This is a genomic window from Roseateles saccharophilus (genome assembly GCF_031458095.1).
In the GTDB taxonomy this organism is placed as follows: domain Bacteria; phylum Pseudomonadota; class Gammaproteobacteria; order Burkholderiales; family Burkholderiaceae_C; genus Pelomonas; species Pelomonas saccharophila_A.
Map to the genome: position 1 here is coordinate 206,687 of NZ_JAVDXU010000005.1, position 15,693 is coordinate 222,379.

General features: G+C 68.7%; 16 protein-coding genes. 9 read left to right on the forward strand and 7 right to left on the reverse strand.

The window, feature by feature from the left end; translation table 11 throughout:
• Positions 1–96: 96 nt before the first annotated feature.
• The 7 genes from J2X20_RS26335 (at position 97) to J2X20_RS26365 (ending at position 7,429) form a co-directional block, all read left to right on the forward strand.
• Positions 97–1,215 carry a sigma-54 interaction domain-containing protein gene (locus J2X20_RS26335; RefSeq protein WP_310272043.1) on the forward strand — a complete coding sequence of 373 codons (1,119 nt, stop codon included), beginning with the start codon at positions 97–99 and terminating at the stop codon, positions 1,213–1,215.
• Between the two features lie 82 nt (positions 1,216–1,297).
• The gene (locus J2X20_RS26340) at positions 1,298–2,080 is read left to right on the forward strand and encodes a MotA/TolQ/ExbB proton channel family protein (RefSeq protein ID WP_310272047.1); all 783 of its coding nucleotides are present in this window, start codon (positions 1,298–1,300) and stop codon (positions 2,078–2,080) included.
• Between the two features lie 14 nt (positions 2,081–2,094).
• Complete coding sequence (locus J2X20_RS26345; protein WP_409034210.1) at positions 2,095–2,520, forward strand: ExbD/TolR family protein; 426 nt, start codon at positions 2,095–2,097, stop codon at positions 2,518–2,520.
• Entirely contained in the window at positions 2,517–2,969 is a 453-nt protein-coding gene (locus J2X20_RS26350; RefSeq protein ID WP_310272053.1) for an ExbD/TolR family protein, read from the forward strand. Before J2X20_RS26345 ends, J2X20_RS26350 begins: the two co-directional genes overlap by 4 nt.
• A gap of 18 nt (positions 2,970–2,987) precedes the next feature.
• On the forward strand, positions 2,988–3,740 hold the full coding sequence (locus J2X20_RS26355; protein ID WP_310272058.1) for an energy transducer TonB: 753 nt from the start codon (positions 2,988–2,990) through the stop codon (positions 3,738–3,740).
• 4 nt (positions 3,741–3,744) lie between these two features.
• The gene (locus J2X20_RS26360) at positions 3,745–5,121 is read left to right on the forward strand and encodes a sulfatase family protein (RefSeq protein WP_310272060.1); all 1,377 of its coding nucleotides are present in this window, start codon (positions 3,745–3,747) and stop codon (positions 5,119–5,121) included.
• A 136-nt stretch (positions 5,122–5,257) separates the two neighbouring features.
• Positions 5,258–7,429: a putative bifunctional diguanylate cyclase/phosphodiesterase gene (locus tag J2X20_RS26365; protein WP_310272063.1), complete on the forward strand. Its 2,172-nt coding sequence runs from the start codon at positions 5,258–5,260 to the stop codon at positions 7,427–7,429.
• A gap of 54 nt (positions 7,430–7,483) precedes the next feature.
• On the opposite strand, the gene J2X20_RS26370 is transcribed toward J2X20_RS26365, so the two are convergent.
• The 3 genes from J2X20_RS26370 to J2X20_RS26380 all read right to left on the reverse strand — a co-directional run bounded on the left by J2X20_RS26370 (position 7,484) and on the right by J2X20_RS26380 (position 10,812).
• Positions 7,484–7,840 carry a hypothetical protein gene (locus tag J2X20_RS26370; protein WP_310272066.1) on the reverse strand — a complete coding sequence of 119 codons (357 nt, stop codon included), beginning with the start codon at positions 7,838–7,840 and terminating at the stop codon, positions 7,484–7,486.
• Positions 7,841–7,926: 86 nt separating this feature from the next.
• Positions 7,927–8,133, reverse strand: coding sequence for a hypothetical protein (locus tag J2X20_RS26375; protein WP_310272068.1), 207 nt, complete (start codon positions 8,131–8,133; stop codon positions 7,927–7,929).
• A 42-nt stretch (positions 8,134–8,175) separates the two neighbouring features.
• On the reverse strand, positions 8,176–10,812 hold the full coding sequence (locus tag J2X20_RS26380) for a TonB-dependent receptor (protein WP_310272071.1): 2,637 nt from the start codon (positions 10,810–10,812) through the stop codon (positions 8,176–8,178).
• Positions 10,813–11,106: 294 nt separating this feature from the next.
• On the opposite strand from J2X20_RS26380, the gene J2X20_RS26385 reads away from it, so the two are divergent.
• Complete coding sequence (locus J2X20_RS26385; RefSeq protein ID WP_310272074.1) at positions 11,107–11,640, forward strand: EVE domain-containing protein; 534 nt, start codon at positions 11,107–11,109, stop codon at positions 11,638–11,640.
• A 61-nt stretch (positions 11,641–11,701) separates the two neighbouring features.
• On the forward strand, positions 11,702–12,394 hold the full coding sequence (locus J2X20_RS26390) for a hypothetical protein (RefSeq protein WP_310272077.1): 693 nt from the start codon (positions 11,702–11,704) through the stop codon (positions 12,392–12,394).
• On the opposite strand, the gene J2X20_RS26395 is transcribed toward J2X20_RS26390, so the two are convergent.
• Genes J2X20_RS26395 through J2X20_RS26410 form a run of 4 tightly spaced genes read right to left on the reverse strand, consistent with a single transcriptional unit; the run spans position 12,391 to position 15,690 of the window.
• Complete coding sequence (locus J2X20_RS26395; protein ID WP_310272080.1) at positions 12,391–13,356, reverse strand: glycoside hydrolase family 88 protein; 966 nt, start codon at positions 13,354–13,356, stop codon at positions 12,391–12,393. The two genes, J2X20_RS26390 and J2X20_RS26395, sit on opposite strands and share 4 nt — an antisense overlap.
• The gene (gene chrA, locus J2X20_RS26400) at positions 13,353–14,738 is read right to left on the reverse strand and encodes a chromate efflux transporter (protein ID WP_310272083.1); all 1,386 of its coding nucleotides are present in this window, start codon (positions 14,736–14,738) and stop codon (positions 13,353–13,355) included. The genes J2X20_RS26395 and chrA overlap by 4 nt, the downstream gene beginning before the upstream one ends.
• Positions 14,735–15,358, reverse strand: a complete 624-nt coding sequence (locus J2X20_RS26405; RefSeq protein ID WP_310272086.1) for a tetratricopeptide repeat protein — start codon at positions 15,356–15,358, stop codon at positions 14,735–14,737. The genes chrA and J2X20_RS26405 overlap by 4 nt, the downstream gene beginning before the upstream one ends.
• Positions 15,355–15,690, reverse strand: a complete 336-nt coding sequence (locus J2X20_RS26410; protein ID WP_310272089.1) for a cytochrome c-type biogenesis protein — start codon at positions 15,688–15,690, stop codon at positions 15,355–15,357. The genes J2X20_RS26405 and J2X20_RS26410 overlap by 4 nt, the downstream gene beginning before the upstream one ends.
• Between the last annotated feature and the right edge of the window lie 3 nt (positions 15,691–15,693).

Here is a 15,693-nt window from a genome sequence, read left to right on the forward strand (position 1 = left end):
CGCGGCCGGGGATGCCGCAGGTCACCACGTTGAGCGCATATGCATCTGCGCAAAGCGGCGTTCCCTGTTTGGAGGGCGCTGCCTAGAGTGCCGGCAATGACACGCCTGCTCACCTTCCCCGACTCCCAGCACCAGGTGCTGTCGATCCGCGCCAAGGCGCTGGTATTCGACGACCCGGCCTCGCGCGCTCTGCTGGCCCAGGCCGAGCGCGTGGCCGCGAGTGACGCCACCGTCCTCATCATCGGCGAGACCGGCACCGGCAAGGAGCTGATCGCCCGCCACATCCACAACAGCAGCGGCCGCCGCGGCCCCTTCCTGGCGGTGAACTGCGGCGCCTTCACCGAGCAGTTGGTCGAGGCCGAACTCTTCGGGCACGAGGCCGGGGCCTACACGGGTGCCACCAGTGCGCGTGCCGGCTGGTTTGAGGCTGCGGCCGACGGCACGCTGTTCCTGGACGAGGTGGGCGACCTGCCGCTGTCGGTGCAGGTCAAACTCTTGCGTGTGCTGCAGGAGCGCCAGGTGGTGCGCATCGGCTCGCGCAAGCCCATCGACGTGCGCGTGCGCCTGGTGGCCGCCACCAATGTGAGGCTGGAGCAGGCCGTGGCCGCCGGCCATTTCCGCGCCGACCTCTACTACCGCCTCAGCGTCGCCACGCTGCAACTGGCACCGCTGGCCCAGCGCCCCGGCGACATCCTCGCGCTGGCCGAGCATTTCATCGACGTCTACAGCCGCCGCCTCGGCCTGGCCGACGTGCGCCTCGGTGCCGATGCGCGTGAGGCCCTGCTGGCCTACGCCTGGCCGGGCAATATCCGCGAGCTGGAAAACGTCATCCATTACGCGCTCATCATCTGCCGTGACGGCCGCGTGACCCGCGACGATTTGCAACTGCATGCGGTGGCCCGCCCGCAGATCGCTGTGCCCGCTGCGGCCACCCGGACCGTCGATGAGGAGGAGGTGCTGGAGCGCGTCTTCGAGCGCCTGTTCGACGAGGCCCCGCAGGCCCTGCATGCCCGCGTCGAATCGGCGCTGATCCGCGCGGCCTACCGGCACTGCCACCACAACCAGGTGCACACGGCGGCCCTGCTGGGCATCACGCGCAATGTGCTGCGCACCCATCTGAAGCGCCTGGACCTGCTGCCCATGCCTGCCCGCGTCTCGCACGAGGTGGCGCACGAGCCCAGCCATCAGGACGTGCGTCTTCACGTCGCAGCATGAGCTAACGCGAAAAGCTTAGTTCGCGCTTGGGCGAGTGCTGCGCACACTGCCTCGGTCCCCAGATTCAATCCCTCCAACGCCGATGAACACCTCCACCTTTGCCCGTCGCGCCCTTGCGCCGCTTGCCCTGCTCCTCATCGCCGGCGCCGCCCACGCCCAGGGCGACAACCCCTACGGTGTCGGCTCCGTCTGGGAGAAGAGCGATGCCGTCACCAAGGCCGTGCTCTTCACCCTCGTCGCCATGAGTGCCGGCAGCTGGTACGTCATCATCACCAAGCTGCTGCAGCAGGCGCGCCTGGGCGCCCAGTCGCGCGCCGCGCAGAGGGACTTCTGGAGCGCCGGCACCGTCAAGGCGGGCGCCGAGAAGCTGTCGGAGAAGAGCCCCTACCGCTATATCGCCGAGGCCAGCCTGGAGGCCACCCAGCGCCACCACGGCCTGCGCGCCAAGGTCGACTTCGCCGACTGGGTGGACCTGTCCCTGCACCGCGCCACCGAGCGTGTGCAGCGCCAGCTCTCCACCGGCCTGAGCCTGCTGGCCACCGTGGGCTCCACCTCGCCCTTTGTCGGCCTGCTGGGCACGGTCTGGGGCATCTATCACGCGCTGACCGCCATCGGTGTCGCCGGCCAGGCCTCCATCGACAAGGTGGCCGGGCCGGTGGGCGAGGCGCTGATCATGACGGCCATCGGCCTCGCGGTGGCCGTGCCCGCCGTGCTGGGCTACAACGCGCTGCTGCGCCGCAATGCCCTGGTGCTGGACGAGGTGCGCGACTTCTCCGGCGAGCTGCACTCGGTGCTGCTGGGCTCGGGCCATGAAGAGCCTGCCGCCGAGCCGCAATCCGCCGGACTGACGCCAGCGCTGGCCTGAGACCCACCATGGCCATCCAGCTCGCCCAAGGCGCCACGGGTTCCGAAGAGGCGGTCTCGTCCATCAACACGACGCCCCTGGTCGACGTCATGCTGGTGCTGCTCATCATCTTCCTCATCACCATCCCGGTCGTGAACTTCTCGGTGCCCGTGGAGCTGCCCAAGCAGCGCAACGAGGTGCGCGAGAGCGAGCCCAAGGACGTCGTCATCACGGTCTCGCGCGACGGCAAGCTCTACTGGTTCGACGCGCCGGTGGCGAGCAGGGACGCCCTGTTCGAGCGGCTCAAGGGCATCGCTCGGCAGCAACCCCAGCCCGAGGTGCATGTGCGCGGTGACGCCGGCAGCGACTACGCCCCCGTGGGCCGCGTGCTGCTGGCCGCCCAGCGCGCCGGCATCGCCAAGGTGGGCTTCATCACCGAACCGCCGGCTCGAAATCCATGAGCGCTTCACCCCTGCGCAAGGCGGCCCGCGCGCGCCGCCAGATCAACTCGGCCCTGCCGGTGCCGGACATCAACACCACGCCGCTGATCGACGTCATGCTGGTGCTGCTGGTGATGCTCATCATCACCATCCCGGTCCAGCTGCACAGCGTCAAGCTCAACCTGCCCATCGCGCCGCCTTCAGCGCCGCCGCCGGTCCCGCCCGAGGTCGTGCGCCTGGACATCACCCCTGAGGCGGTGCTGTGGAACGGCGAGGCCATCGCCGACCAAGTGGCGCTGCGCGAGCGCCTCGACGCCGCCGGCAAGCAGGCCACCCAGCCTGAGGTGCATGTGCGCCCTCAGCCCGGCGCCAAGTACGACAACTTCGCGGCCGTCATGACGGCGGCCCATCAGGCCGGGCTGACCAAGCTGGGCGTGACGGGCAGCGAGCAGTTTCTCGACGATCGATAAGCAGTAGGAGAGATCACGATGAGTGCAGTGCTCTTGCCCGGCGGACTGACGCTGGACGACACCCGCCCGGCGCCGCGGCGCCTGGTCGCCCCCGCGCCGCTGGCCGCCGCGTCGCCGCTGCGCTCGCAGCTGAAGCCGCCGGTCAGCGCCAACCGCGGCACCGGCATCGCCGTCGTCGTCGGCCTGCATGTCGTGCTGGGCTGGGCGTTGACGACAGGCCTCGCATCCAAGGCCGTCGAGGTCATCAAGAAACCCATCGAGATGGCCTTGCTGCCCGAGGTGCTGCCGCCTCCGCCGCCCCCACCGCCGCCGCCCAAGGTCGTCAAGATCGAGCCCGTGCAGAAGATCGCGCCGCCACCGGCCTACGTGCCGCCGCCCGAGATCGCGCCTGTCGTCACGCCGCCGCCAGCGCCCATCCAGGTCGTGCAGGCCCAGCCGCCCAAGGAACCCGTTGTCATCGCCGCGGCCCCGGCCCCTGTGCCGGCACCGCCGCCGGCGCCTCCGGCCATCGTCAAGCGCGAGATCAGCCTGGCCTGCCCGGGCTACGAGGCGGTGCTGGCCTCCGCGCTGGAGGAAGCCATCGACCGCGTCGGCATCCGCGGCACCGTGCAGACGCTGATCAAGATCCGCGGCAACCAGGTCGTCGACGTGCTGCCGCAGTCCGGTCCTAAGGAGTACTACAAATACGTCCAGGCGGCAGTCAAGCGCATGCGCTGCACGGCCGGTGGCGCCGACGAGATCCAAGTCTCCTTGCCCGTGATTTTCTCCTGACCCGATGACCTCTTCTTCCCGACGCGGCCTGCTGCAGGGCCTGGGTGCACTCGCCCTGCTGCCGGCCACGGCCCGCGCTGCCGACACACCGCCCAACATTCTCTTCATCCTGGCCGACGACATGGGCTACGCCGACCTCGGCGTCTACGGCCAGCGCGACTACGCCACGCCCAATCTCGACAGGCTCGCCGCCCAGGGCATCCGCTTCACCCAGGGCTATGCCAACTCGGCCGTCTGCTCGGCCACGCGCTTCGGCCTCATCACTGGCCGCTACCAGTACCGGCTGCGCGGCGGCCTGGAGGAGCCCGTTGGTGGCGACCAGCTCGGCCTGCCGCCCGATCACCCCACGCTGGCGTCGCTGCTGAAGGCGCGCGGCTACCGCACCGCGCTGTTCGGCAAATGGCATCTCGGTGCCCTGCCCAAGTACGGCCCGCTGAAGAGCGGCTATGACGAGTTCTTCGGCAACACCGGCGGCGCGGTCGACTACTTCAGCCACAAGGCCGGCGTCGGCGCCAACCTGCCGCCCGATCTCTTCGAAGGTGAAGTGCGCGTCGACAAGGCCGGCTACTACACCGACCTCATTGCCGAGCATGGCCAGGCCTTTGTGCGCCGGCAGACCGCCGCCCAACCGTTTCTGCTGTCATTGCACTTCACCGCCCCGCACTGGCCTTGGGAGGGGCCGGGCGACGAGGCCGTGTCGCGCCAGCTGAAGAATCTCAACCACGGCGACGGTGGCAGCCTGAAGAAATACGGCGAGATCGTCGGCGCGCTGGACGCAGCGGTGGGCCGCGTGCTGGCCACGCTGGAGGCTCAAGGGTTGGCACAGAACACCCTCGTCGTCTTCACCAGCGACAACGGCGGCGAGCGTTTCTCCAACACCTGGCCCTTCAGCGGCCAGAAGTCCGAGCTGCTGGAGGGGGGCATCCGCGTGCCCACGCTGCTGCGCTGGCCGGCGCGCGTGAAGGCCGGCCAGGTCAGCGATCAGGTCGTCATCAGCATGGACTGGCTGCCCACCTTGCTGGCTGCGGCCGGCACCGCACCGCGGGCCGACTATCCGAGTGACGGCGCCAATGTGCTGCCGCAGATCCTCGGCCAGGCTGCCGCTGTCGAGCGCAAGCTGTTCTGGCGCTACAAGTCCAACGCCCAGCGCGCGCTGCGCGAGGGCGACTGGAAGTATCTGCAGATCAACGGCAACGAGTTCCTGTTCAACCTCGCCCAGGACTCGCGCGAACGCGCCAACCTGGCGGAGCGTGAGCCTGAGCGTCTTGCCAGGCTGCGGGCGGACTGGCTGGCCTGGGACGCGACCATGCTGCCGATCACGGAGGATGTGAGGAGTTACAGGATCAGTCCCAAGGTGCAGGCGGACAGGCCTGGGGGCTGAGCCAGAGTGCCACGCCCAAAGGCATCGTGCGCAGCGGCCAAGCGGGGTAGAGTTGGTGGCGTTTGCAGCGCTGCGGAACACGCAAGTTCCGTCGAGTCTTGCTGTTATCTGGCGCCAGGGAGGCGAACGGCCAGCCATGCAATATCTGCCCTCCAGCTATGCCCCGTGGGTCGTCGCCGCGTCGCTGCTGATCGCCAGCTTTGCGTCCTTTGTCGCGCTTGACCTGGCCAAGCGTGTCCGCACCCGCGATCGCGGCGTGGCCCTGAGCTGGTGGATAGGCGGCTCGCTGGCGATGGGCACGGGCATCTGGTGCATGCATTTCGTCGGCATGCTGGCCTTCTCCCTGCCCATTCCGCTGGGCTATACCGTGGGGCTGACGGTGGCCTCGTGGATTGCCGGCGTCGCCGTGTCGGCCATTGCGCTGTTTGTCGCCAGCCAGGGCGAGCTCAACTGGCGCCGCCTGGCCGGGGGCGCCATCGCGATGGGCCTGGGCATCTGCGCCATGCACTACACGGGCATGGCCGCTCTCGACATGTCGCCCGGCATCGTCTGGAATCCCTTGCTGGTGGCGGCTTCGGCGTTGATCGCGATCGGCGCGTCGGCGGCGGCCTTGCTGATCTTCTTCTGGCTGCGCAAGATGGGGGAGAAGCGCGGCATGATCTTCCAGCCGCTGGCAGCCCTGGTGATGGGCATCGCCATCTGCGGCATGCATTACACGGGCATGGCGGCGGCGAGTTTCCCGGCCGGCACCGTCTGCCTGAGCGCGGATGCGCTGGCGGGCCCGCAGCTCGGGATGGTGGTGTCGGTGTCGTCCATTGCACTGCTGGCCATGACCCTGTTCACGTCGACCCTGGACGCTCGCATGCGCAGCTCGCTGAAGGTCGCGAACGTGAAGCTGGAAACGGCCAACGAGGAATTGCGGCGGCGGGCCTTCCAGGATCCGCTCACCGGCCTGCCCAACCGCATGCTGTTCGAAGACCGCCTGGCCCATGCGCTGCAGCGCCATGCGCGCGCCGGGGAGCAGATTTCGGAACGCAATGCCGGCAAGGTGGCGGTGCTGTTTGTCGATCTCGACGGCTTCAAGCCGATCAACGACTCGCTGGGCCATGCCGCTGGCGATGCCGTGCTGAAGGAGGTCGCCGTGCGCCTGAGTTCAGCGGCGCGCGATGCCGACACGGTGGCGCGCATCGGCGGCGACGAATTCGTGCTGCTGATGGAGGACGTCAGCAGCCTGGCGGACTGCGTCAGCCTCGCCCGCCGCCTGATCGAGGCGTTGGCGGCACCTCTGGAGATCGGTGGCCGCCGGGTCGCCTTGTCTGGGTCGGTCGGCATCGCCGCCTACCCTGATCACGGTGATGGCGCCAAGCTGGTCATGCATGCGGATGCCGCGATGTACACCGCCAAACGCGCCGGCGGCAGCACCTATGCGCTGTACGAGACCCATATGGACGAGGGCGCACAAGAGCAACTCCATCTGCTGAACGACCTGCGGCTCGCCATCGATCAAGGGCAATTGCAGCTCCACTACCAGCCCAAGATCGATGGCCAGCACGGCCAGATCCGCGGCGTTGAAGCCCTGCTGCGCTGGAATCATCCGGAGCGCGGCCTGCTGAATCCGGGCCTGTTCATCCCGATTGCCGAGCGCTTCGGCCTCATCAACAGCCTGGGCAACTGGGTCATCGACGAGGCCTGCCGGCAGATGCACGCCTGGGCCGAGATCGGCCTGCATATGCGCGTGGCCATCAATCTGTCGGTGCATCAGTTGCGCGAGGAAGACCTCGCAAGGCGGATCGAAGCGGCGCTGGCCAGGAATTTCGTCGAGCCCTCGCAACTGCTTTGCGAGATCACCGAATCCGTCGCGATGGAGGACATCAAGAGCACCCAGCGCGCCTTCGAGCAATTGGCCCGCATCGGCGTGTTTCTGTCCATCGACGATTTCGGGACCGGCTATTCCAGCCTCAGCTATCTGCGCCAACTGCCCGCGCGCCAGCTCAAGATCGATCGCAGCTTCGTCTGCGACGTGGAGGGCAGCGCCGATGCCAGGGCCATCGTCAGTGCCGTCATCCAGCTGGCCCATGAACTCGGGCTGCGCGTCGTCGCCGAAGGCGTGGAGACCCAGGGGCAGCGCGACATCCTGCTGGCGCTGCATTGCGACGAGCTGCAGGGCTATTTCCTGGCGCGGCCGATGGCTGCCGCGACGCTCGAGGCCTGGACCGAAGGGCGAAAACCCGTTGGCACAGCCGATTTCTCGCCGTCCGTGCTGGGTGGTCATCTCATGATGGACGGCGGGGCTGGTGCGACGGGCTAGTAGAGCGCGCCGCGATGTCGGCCGGATGCCACCCGGCGGATTCGCCAGGGAAGCTCAGTGGCGGTCGGCACGCGGCGGCAGTGCATCCGCCCCGGCGGCATCGCCGGTGGGAGCAATTGCCGCAGGCGATTCACCGGGCTCCAGGCCACCGGCACGCCGGTCACGCAGCACCGAGCGGGCTTCGTAGAGGCAGTCGGCCTGCGACTGCTGGGTCTTGCCGGCCAGGCAGTTGGCGCGTTCCTGCTGATAGATCTCGGTGGCGGTCTGGGTTTGCGCGGTGAGGGGCAAGACGATCGCGACCACGGCCGCTGCGGCAACCGTCGCGCGGACCGGTGTCTGCCATGAAGTGGATTGGCGCATGTTCATGACGTACTCCTGCTGGATCAGGCACTGACAGGGCTTGGCCAGCATGGCCGTGCCCTACCCATTGCTGGCAGGCGGGAGGGGCAATTCCAATGCCCGTCAAGCCGGGCGGCCGGACGGGCAGAGATTTCCGGTTACCCCGGGTGACCTGTTGACGCGCTTTCGGCCCGCTGCTCCCGCTTGCGCGACAGCAAGCCAAAGCCCGGCACCGCGCGGGCCCAGAACCCCAGCTCGAAGACGGCGCCCAGGGCCAGCAGCAGCGCGATGTCCCCGCCCAGCCCAAAGCCGTAGCAGGCCAGGGCGGCGACGAGGAGGAGGGCGGTCACGAGAGGGTGCTTCATGGCGTCCCGATACGACGTTGGAACGCTCATGCTACGCCGGCATCACAGCTTGTAGGTCAGCCCCACGTTGAAGCGCCGCCCGAACTGGAAGTTGCTCTGGTGCCAGGGGTTGAGCGGGTCGGTGTAGGTGACGCGCTGGTTGGTGGCGTTCTCGACGCCGAAGCGCACCTGCAGCTGCGACGTGAGCTGCTGCGACACATTGGCCGACACCCAGGTTTCGGCGCCGTTGAGCTGGAAGGCGGTCGAGTCCCAGGTCGGCGCGCGGTTGTAGGCCGAGTGGTGGTTGGCGGCCAGGCGGGCCTCGAAGCCGTTGCGGGCATACCAGAGCGTCAGGCCGCCGTTGCTCTTCATCAGGCCGTTGGTGGCGATGGGCGTGAACGAGCCGCCGCTGCGGTCGCCGTTCTCCTTGATATTGCTGTCGCTGTAGGTGTAGTTGGCCATCAGCCCCAGGCTGTTCCACGGCTCGGGCAGCTTGGTGAAGGCCTGCTGATAGACCAGCTCAATGCCCTTGACGTTGCCGCCGTCGCGATTGACCTGCTGCGTGTAATAGGCCGCCTTGCCGTTGAACGTGCCCGCCACCGAGGCGATGCCGATGTAGTCGCTGATGTGCTTGTAGAACAGGCCCACCGAGACCAGGCTGTCCTTGTCGAAGTAGCGCTGGAAGGTCAGGTCGACCTGGCTGGCCATCATGGGCTTGAGTTGCGGGTTGCCGCCCGAGACCGTCGTCGGGTTGACGCCATTGGGGTCGATGCTGACGGTGTGGGCCGCGTTCATCACGTCCAGCGGCGCGCGGGCCATGGCGCGCGAGACGCCGAAGCGCAGCTGGTTCACGTCCTCCGCATCCAGGTTGAGGATGAGGTTGAGGCTGGGCAGGAAGCGCGTGTAGCTGGTGCCGGCCGACACGGGCGTGGGCGCGCCGCTGTTGACCTGCTCCATGCCGTAACCTGTCTGGCTGGTGTGCACAGCGCGCAGGCCCACATTGCCGCGGTAGCTCAGGTCGCCGAAGACGCTGCCGTTCAGGTCGGCCTGGGCGAAGGCGGCGCTGCTGCTTTCCTTGGCGCGCCAGCTGTTCTGCACCAGGTCGCTGGTGGTGGGGCTGCGGCCGTCGGCGCTCAGCGCGGCATTGCCGAAGTACTTGGGCACGGCGCTGTCGAAACCTTCGGCGAACTCGATGAAGTCGGGCCGGCCGGCGACCGTCACGCGCTGGAAGGCGCTGGTCGGCACGGTGGCTGCGCCCGAGTAATACCACGAGGTCTGGGCATAGGACTTGTCGCGCTGGGTGGCACGCAGGCCGAACTTGAGCTTGCTAATGTCGCCCCACTTGACGGCGCGGCTGGCGTTGAACTGCTGGGAGTTCAGCGAGTCGTTGAGCTTGCCCACATAGGTCGGGCCCCATTGCTCGGTCACGTTGGTGGAGAAGTTGGCCGGGTTGCCGGTGTCGGTGCTGAAGCCATAGGTCATCCAGCCGTCGCGAGGAAAGCTCCAGGTGACCGAGCCGGGTTGCAGCATGCTCATCTGCACGGCCGTCCACATCGTGTCGCGGCCAGCGGTGGAGCGGGCGATGTCGGCATCGAGCTGCCAGTCGTCGAGCTTGAACTTGCCGTTCAGGCCGGCGGCGAAGTTGCGCATGTTCTGCTTCCAGCGCGCGTTCAGGTTGTCCAGGTTGACGCCGGATACCGTGGCGCCGGTCACGTAGCCGCCGTCGGTCGTGACCTTGCTGAAGTTGCCGCTCTGCCAGCCGTCCCAGTTGCCGACATTGCCCTCCACGTGCACGAGGGTGGGTTCGAGGATGTTGGAGCGCGCCGCGTAGACGTCGCCGGTGATGGCGACATTGCTGCTCGGCTTGTATTCGACCTTGCCCAGCAGGCTGGAGCGCTTGTCGGTGCCTTTCTTGACGCCGTTCTGGAAGCCCCAGGGCGTCTTGTCGACCTTGCCGTCGCCGGTCACGTCGGCTGAGTGGGTCTCGTTGAAGCCCCAGTTGTCGACGCGATCCTCCAGCGAGGGCTGGTCGTAGTAGCTGAAGGCCAGGGCCACGCCCAGCGTCCGGTTGAGGAATTGGTCGACATAGATGCCGCCCAGGCGCGGCGCAAGCTTCTTGGCGCCCTGGATGTCCTTGCCGAGCTGGTAGTACAGCGCGTCGGCCTTCAGCGACACGGTGCGCTCGCGGTAGGCCAGCGGCTGTACGGTCTGCAGGTCGATGGTGGTGGCGATGCCGCCTTCGACGATCTCCGCCGACTGCGTCTTGTAGACCGTGGCGCCCGACACCGACTCGGCCGGGAACATCTCGAAGCGCACGGCGCGGTCGGGCTCGGAGGAGGCGAACTCGCGGCCGTTCAACGTCGCACCGACAAAGCGCGGGCCCAGGCCGCGGGCGACGATCTGGCTGGCGTTGCCGCGGTCGATGCCGGCGGACAGGCCGGGCAGGCGGGCGAGGGACTCGGCGACGGTCGTGTCGGGCAGCTTGCCGATGTCCTCCGAGGCGATGACCTCGATCATGCTGTTGGACGCCTCCTTGGTGTCCAGGGCCTTGCGCACCGAGGCGCGGATGCCACTGACGATGACGGTGTCCAGCTTGCTGGCATCGTTGTCATTCGGCGTGGTCTGTGCCGCGGCGGGCAGCAGCGCGAAAGCCGGCAACAGCAGGGCCAGCCGGGTCGGCTTGAAGGGGTTCTTTGGCATGGGGTCTCCGGGGTTTTCGTTGTGAAGACGGCCCTCTGGTGGGGCCGGCTGCAAAAATGGTACGGAGCGGTTACATGCCAAACCTATGACTTCTTCGCCCGCAGCTATCGTGTTTTCGGATGTGTGGGAGCGAAAGCACATCGCCCTGCCCGAGGCGGCATAGCTCAAGGCTCAAACAGGCATAGCGGGCTCGGTGTTGACCCTAGCGGGCCATGCGTGGCTCTCACCTGCTGACAAGCGCTTGTCACGCCTTTGGCCATCATGGCGACCTCACCATCGAACACCAGTTGTGCCATGAGAAACGCCATCAGCTCAGCCGAGAGCCAGACCTTCCGGCAGGCCACCTTGTGGACCGAATCGGCGGCCCCCGCCGCGGCCGCTTCGCGCGGCAACTGGATTGCCGTGGCCAGCGCCACCCATGCGCGCCGGGGCTGCGCGCAGCCCGATGCTGGCTATATGCAGGTCTGCCATGGCAAGGTTGCACCGCTGCGGCGCGTGAAGCCGGGTGACCGCGTGGCCTACTACGCGCCCACCGTCACCATGGGTGGCAGCGACAAGCTGCAGGCCTTCGTGTCGCTGGGTGTGGTCAAGCCGGGCGAGGCCTATGCCTTCGACATGGGCGACGGCTTCGTGCCCTATCGCAAGGATGTGGACTATCTGCCCGCCGCCGAAGCAGCCATCGCGCCCCTGCTCGACCACTTCGAGTTCGTGCAGGACCGCGCGCGCTGGGGCTATGCCTTGCGCTTCGGGCTGTTCGCCATCAGCGACCATGACATGCGGCTGATCGCCGAAGCCATGGGCGCGGATGTGCGGGCACTGGGTTTGTGAGCGCCAGGCGGGGCTGCGGCGCGCTGCGGTAGATTCGCGCGGTCCGACCTCCGTCCGAGCCATGAATCGCCTGCAGTCCGAGTTGCACCGCCTGTATCTCTTGCCCTCGCCCGAGGATGGCGGGCGCTTGATGGATGAGGCGGGCCAGATGCGGGCCATGGTCATGGAGCTGACCGGACCGGCCGACTGGGAGGCGCTGTCCCGGGTCTGGCGCGGCGTGCAACTGGACCTGCAGTGGCCGGCACCCGCCATCGCCGTATCGGGCACCGACGGGCTGCAGCTGTGGTTCTCGCTGCAGCAACCGGTGAGCGCAGCGCGTGCGGCAGCGTTTCTCGCGCATCTGCAGTCGCGCTATCTGGCGGACATCGCGCCGCCTTCGCGCCTGCGCTGGAGTCCGTCGGGGCAGTCTTTCGGCACCGCCCTCGTGCCCGCGGAGCAGGCGTCGACGGGCAACTGGTCGGCCTTTGTCGCGCCCGACCTCGCGCCGGTGTTTGCCGACACGCCGTGGCTGGACATTCCACCGGGCATCGAAGGGCAGGCCGATCTGCTCGCGCGGCTGGAGAGCATCAAGCCGGCGGCTTTCGACGCGCTGCTGCAGGGCCTGCAGCCCGTGGCATCTCCGGTGCCCCTCGCGAAGGCGGCGGGTGCAGACCTGGACCCGAGGCGCTTTCTGCAGCAGGTGCTGAACGACGAGACGGTCACGCTGGCCCTGCGCATCGAGGCGGCCAAGGCGCTGTTGAGCCAGCAAAACTAGGCCACGGAGAGCGCCGCCAGCAGCACCATCGCTGCGGCGCGCTCATCGCGGCCGTTCACCATCGGCCGCTGCAGATAGAAATCCAGCGTCGGCCCGGCCGGCGTGCCGGCGCAGACATCGCGCAAGCCGCCGTCGGCATCGAAGCGCGATTGCACGCCCGTCCAGGCGCGGCCGATGGCGTCATCCAGCGAGCTGGCGGGCAGCCAGCCCTGGCGGCGTGCCGTCACGAGGGCGGCCAGGTTCATGGCCGTGACGGTCAGCTCGGGCGCGGCACCGGCATGGTCCAGCACCTGGCGCCACAGGCCGTCATCGCGCTGCAGCGGCAGGACGGCTTGCAGATGGACCTGCAAACGGGCGAGCAGCGCGGGTGAATCGGGCAGAGGCCCGGTCAGCGCCTGGGTCAACGCCAGGGCCGCGAAGCCATTGCCGCGGCCCCAGGCCACCGGCGACCCGACGGCGTGATTGAACAGGCCGTCGGCACGCTGCAGGCGCTCGGCCAGGGCCAGCAGCGAGGCGTTCAGCGCCTCGGCCGCGCGGAGCCGCTCGGCCGCGGGCAGCAGCGGCAGAGCGCGGTCGAACAGCAGCGTCGGCATGAAGAGATCGTCGGTCCAGGCGCGCAGGCCGGCGACGCGCGGGCCCTGGGGCGTGTCGACGATGGAAGCGCGCAGCGCCTGCAGCGCCAGCAGGCGAGCCGCCTCGTCGCCGTCGTCGCGAGCGGCCTCTGCAAAGGCCGCATAGCCGGCGCGCTGCGGCCATTCGTCAGGCAGCGTGGCAGGCGGGGCGGGCCGATTGGGTTTGAGTCCCAGGCGGCGCTGGGCCGCGCCGATCAGCGCGCCGACGTAGCCGGGCGACGCAGTGGCCGGGTAGCTCTCGGCCAGCTGTCGAGCGATGTTCCCTGGCGAAGCGGCGTGGCCCGGCATCGGCAGGGCGAGAGCGGCCAGCAGCAGCTCGCGGCGAATCACGCCGCCACGCCTGCCAGGCTCAGCGCAAAACCCAGGCCGGCGCACAAGCCCAGCAGGGGCATGACGCCGAGCTTGAAGCGGAACAGCGCCACGCCCGCGGCCACGGCGATCAAGGCCGAAATCCAGTCGAAGCGGCCGCTCCAGCCCTGCGGCCACAGCACATGCCAGGCGAAGAACATCGCGAGGTTGAGGATGACGCCGACGACGGCGGCCGTGATGGCCGTCAGCGGCGCGGTGAACTTCAGCTTGCCATGGGTGGACTCGATGACCGGCCCGCCGGCCAGGATGAAGACGAAGGACGGCAGGAAGGTGAAGAAGGTGACGACACTGGCGGCCGCTGCACCGGCGAGGAAGAGGGCGTCAGGCCCGAAGAGGGCTTGGGTCCAGCCGCCGACAAAGCCGACGAAGGCCACCACCATGATCAGCGGCCCCGGCGTCGTCTCGCCCAGAGCCAGGCCGTCGATCATCTGAGTGCCGCTCAGCCACTGGTGGTGTTCGACGGCGCCTTGGTAGACGTAAGGCAGCACGGCATAGGCGCCACCAAAGGTCAGCAGCGCGGCCTTGGTGAAGAACCAGCCCATCTGCGTCAGCGCGCCCTGCAGACCGTAGGCGGCGACCAGGCCGGCCATGGCAGCCCCCCACAGGCCGAGGCCGATGGCCAGCACGCGCGCCAGGCGTGCGCGCGTGAAGACGGCATGTGGCGGCGTCGGCGTGTCGTCGGCGATCAGGGCCGGGCCGTAACTCTGCTTGGCCGCGCCATGGCCGCCGCCGAGGGCGAAGATGTGCGGCGCGCGCCGCCCGCCGATGTGACCGATGAGGCCGGCCGCGAGCACGATGAGGGGGAAGGGCGCGTCCAGCGCAAAGATGGCGACGAAGGCCGCCGCGGCAATGCCCCACAGCCAGGCGTTCTTCAGCGCCCGCGTGCCGATGCGGTGGGCGGCATGCACGACCAGGGCCGTGACGGCGGGTTTCAGCCCATAGAACAGGCCGGCCACGACGGGCAGCTGGCCCCAGGCCAGATAGACCCAGGACAGGGCGATGAGGATGAACAGCGACGGCAGCACGAACAGGGCGCCGGAGACGATACCGCCCCAGCTGCGATGCATCAGCCAGCCGATATAGGTGGCCAGCTGCTGGGCCTCGGGGCCGGGCAGGACCATGCAGTAGTTCAGCGCATGCAAAAAGCGCTTCTCGCTGATCCAGCGGCGCCGCTCGACCAGTTCGGTGTGCATGATGGCGATCTGCCCGGCAGGCCCGCCGAAGCTGATGAAGCCGAGCTTGAGCCAGAAGCGCAAGGCTTCCCAGAAGGCGATGGATTGCGGCGGCGCGTTGATGGCTGGAGCTCCTGATGCGAGACCAGCCGCAATGTAGGCCCTGCTCATCGTCCCTGGACCTTCGCGATGCTGTCGCGCAGCGAGGCGGCGATGTCGCTGTCGGCCGGCACCTCGGCCAGCACGCGGCGCCAGTAGGCCACCGCCGCCGCGGTGTCGCCGCGTTCATGGGCGGCGCTGCCGAGCAGGGCCAGCGTCGGTACGTGCTTGGGGTCGAGCTTCAGCGCGCGCTGCAGCAGGGTCTCGGGTTCGCCGTCCAAGCCCTTGCCCTGCACCAGGGCCAGGGTGACGGCGTGCTGGCTCAGGGGTTGAGGGTCGGCGGGGCGCAGGCGCTCCAGCTGCTCATAGGCGGGCAGGGCATCGTGGGGGCGGCCGAGCTGTTCGTAGGCGCGGGCCAGCAGGGCCCAGCCTTCGGCATCGTCGGGGGTGAGCTGCAGTCGGTCGGCGAGGCGTTGCACCATCTGCTGCACCGGGTTGGCGGGCGGCGGGTTGATGGCTTCAGGCTGGCCAAGCCGCGCATAGAGAACGCCGGCCGCCAGCGGCAGGGCCAGGCCCAGGGCCGCGGCGCTGCGCCAGGCACGCGGACCGGGGCCGCCGAGCAAGGCCGGCGCCAGCGGCAGCAGCGCGAGCAGGGCCACGGTGGCGGCGGCGAGGACGAAGCCGGCAGTCATCGCTTGGCGTTGCGCCAGTAGACGAGGCCGCCCACGCCCAGCAGGGCCAGCGGGCCGAACCACAGCGGCACGGTGCCGCCATGCAGGGCGGGGCGGTAGAGCACCTGCTCGCCATAGCGCTGCACCAGTTCGTCCTTCAGCGCCTGCTCGCTGCGGCCGGCGGCCAGGCCCTCGCGCAGCCGGCGCTTCATGTCGACGGCCAGCGGCGCATTGGACTCGGCCACGCTCTGGGCCTGGCAGACGACGCAGCGCAGCTCCTGGGCCAGGCGCTCGACGCGGGCATCGAGGCCGTCGGCACGCGCGGCCGTCGCCAGCAAGAGGGAGATCAGCACCAG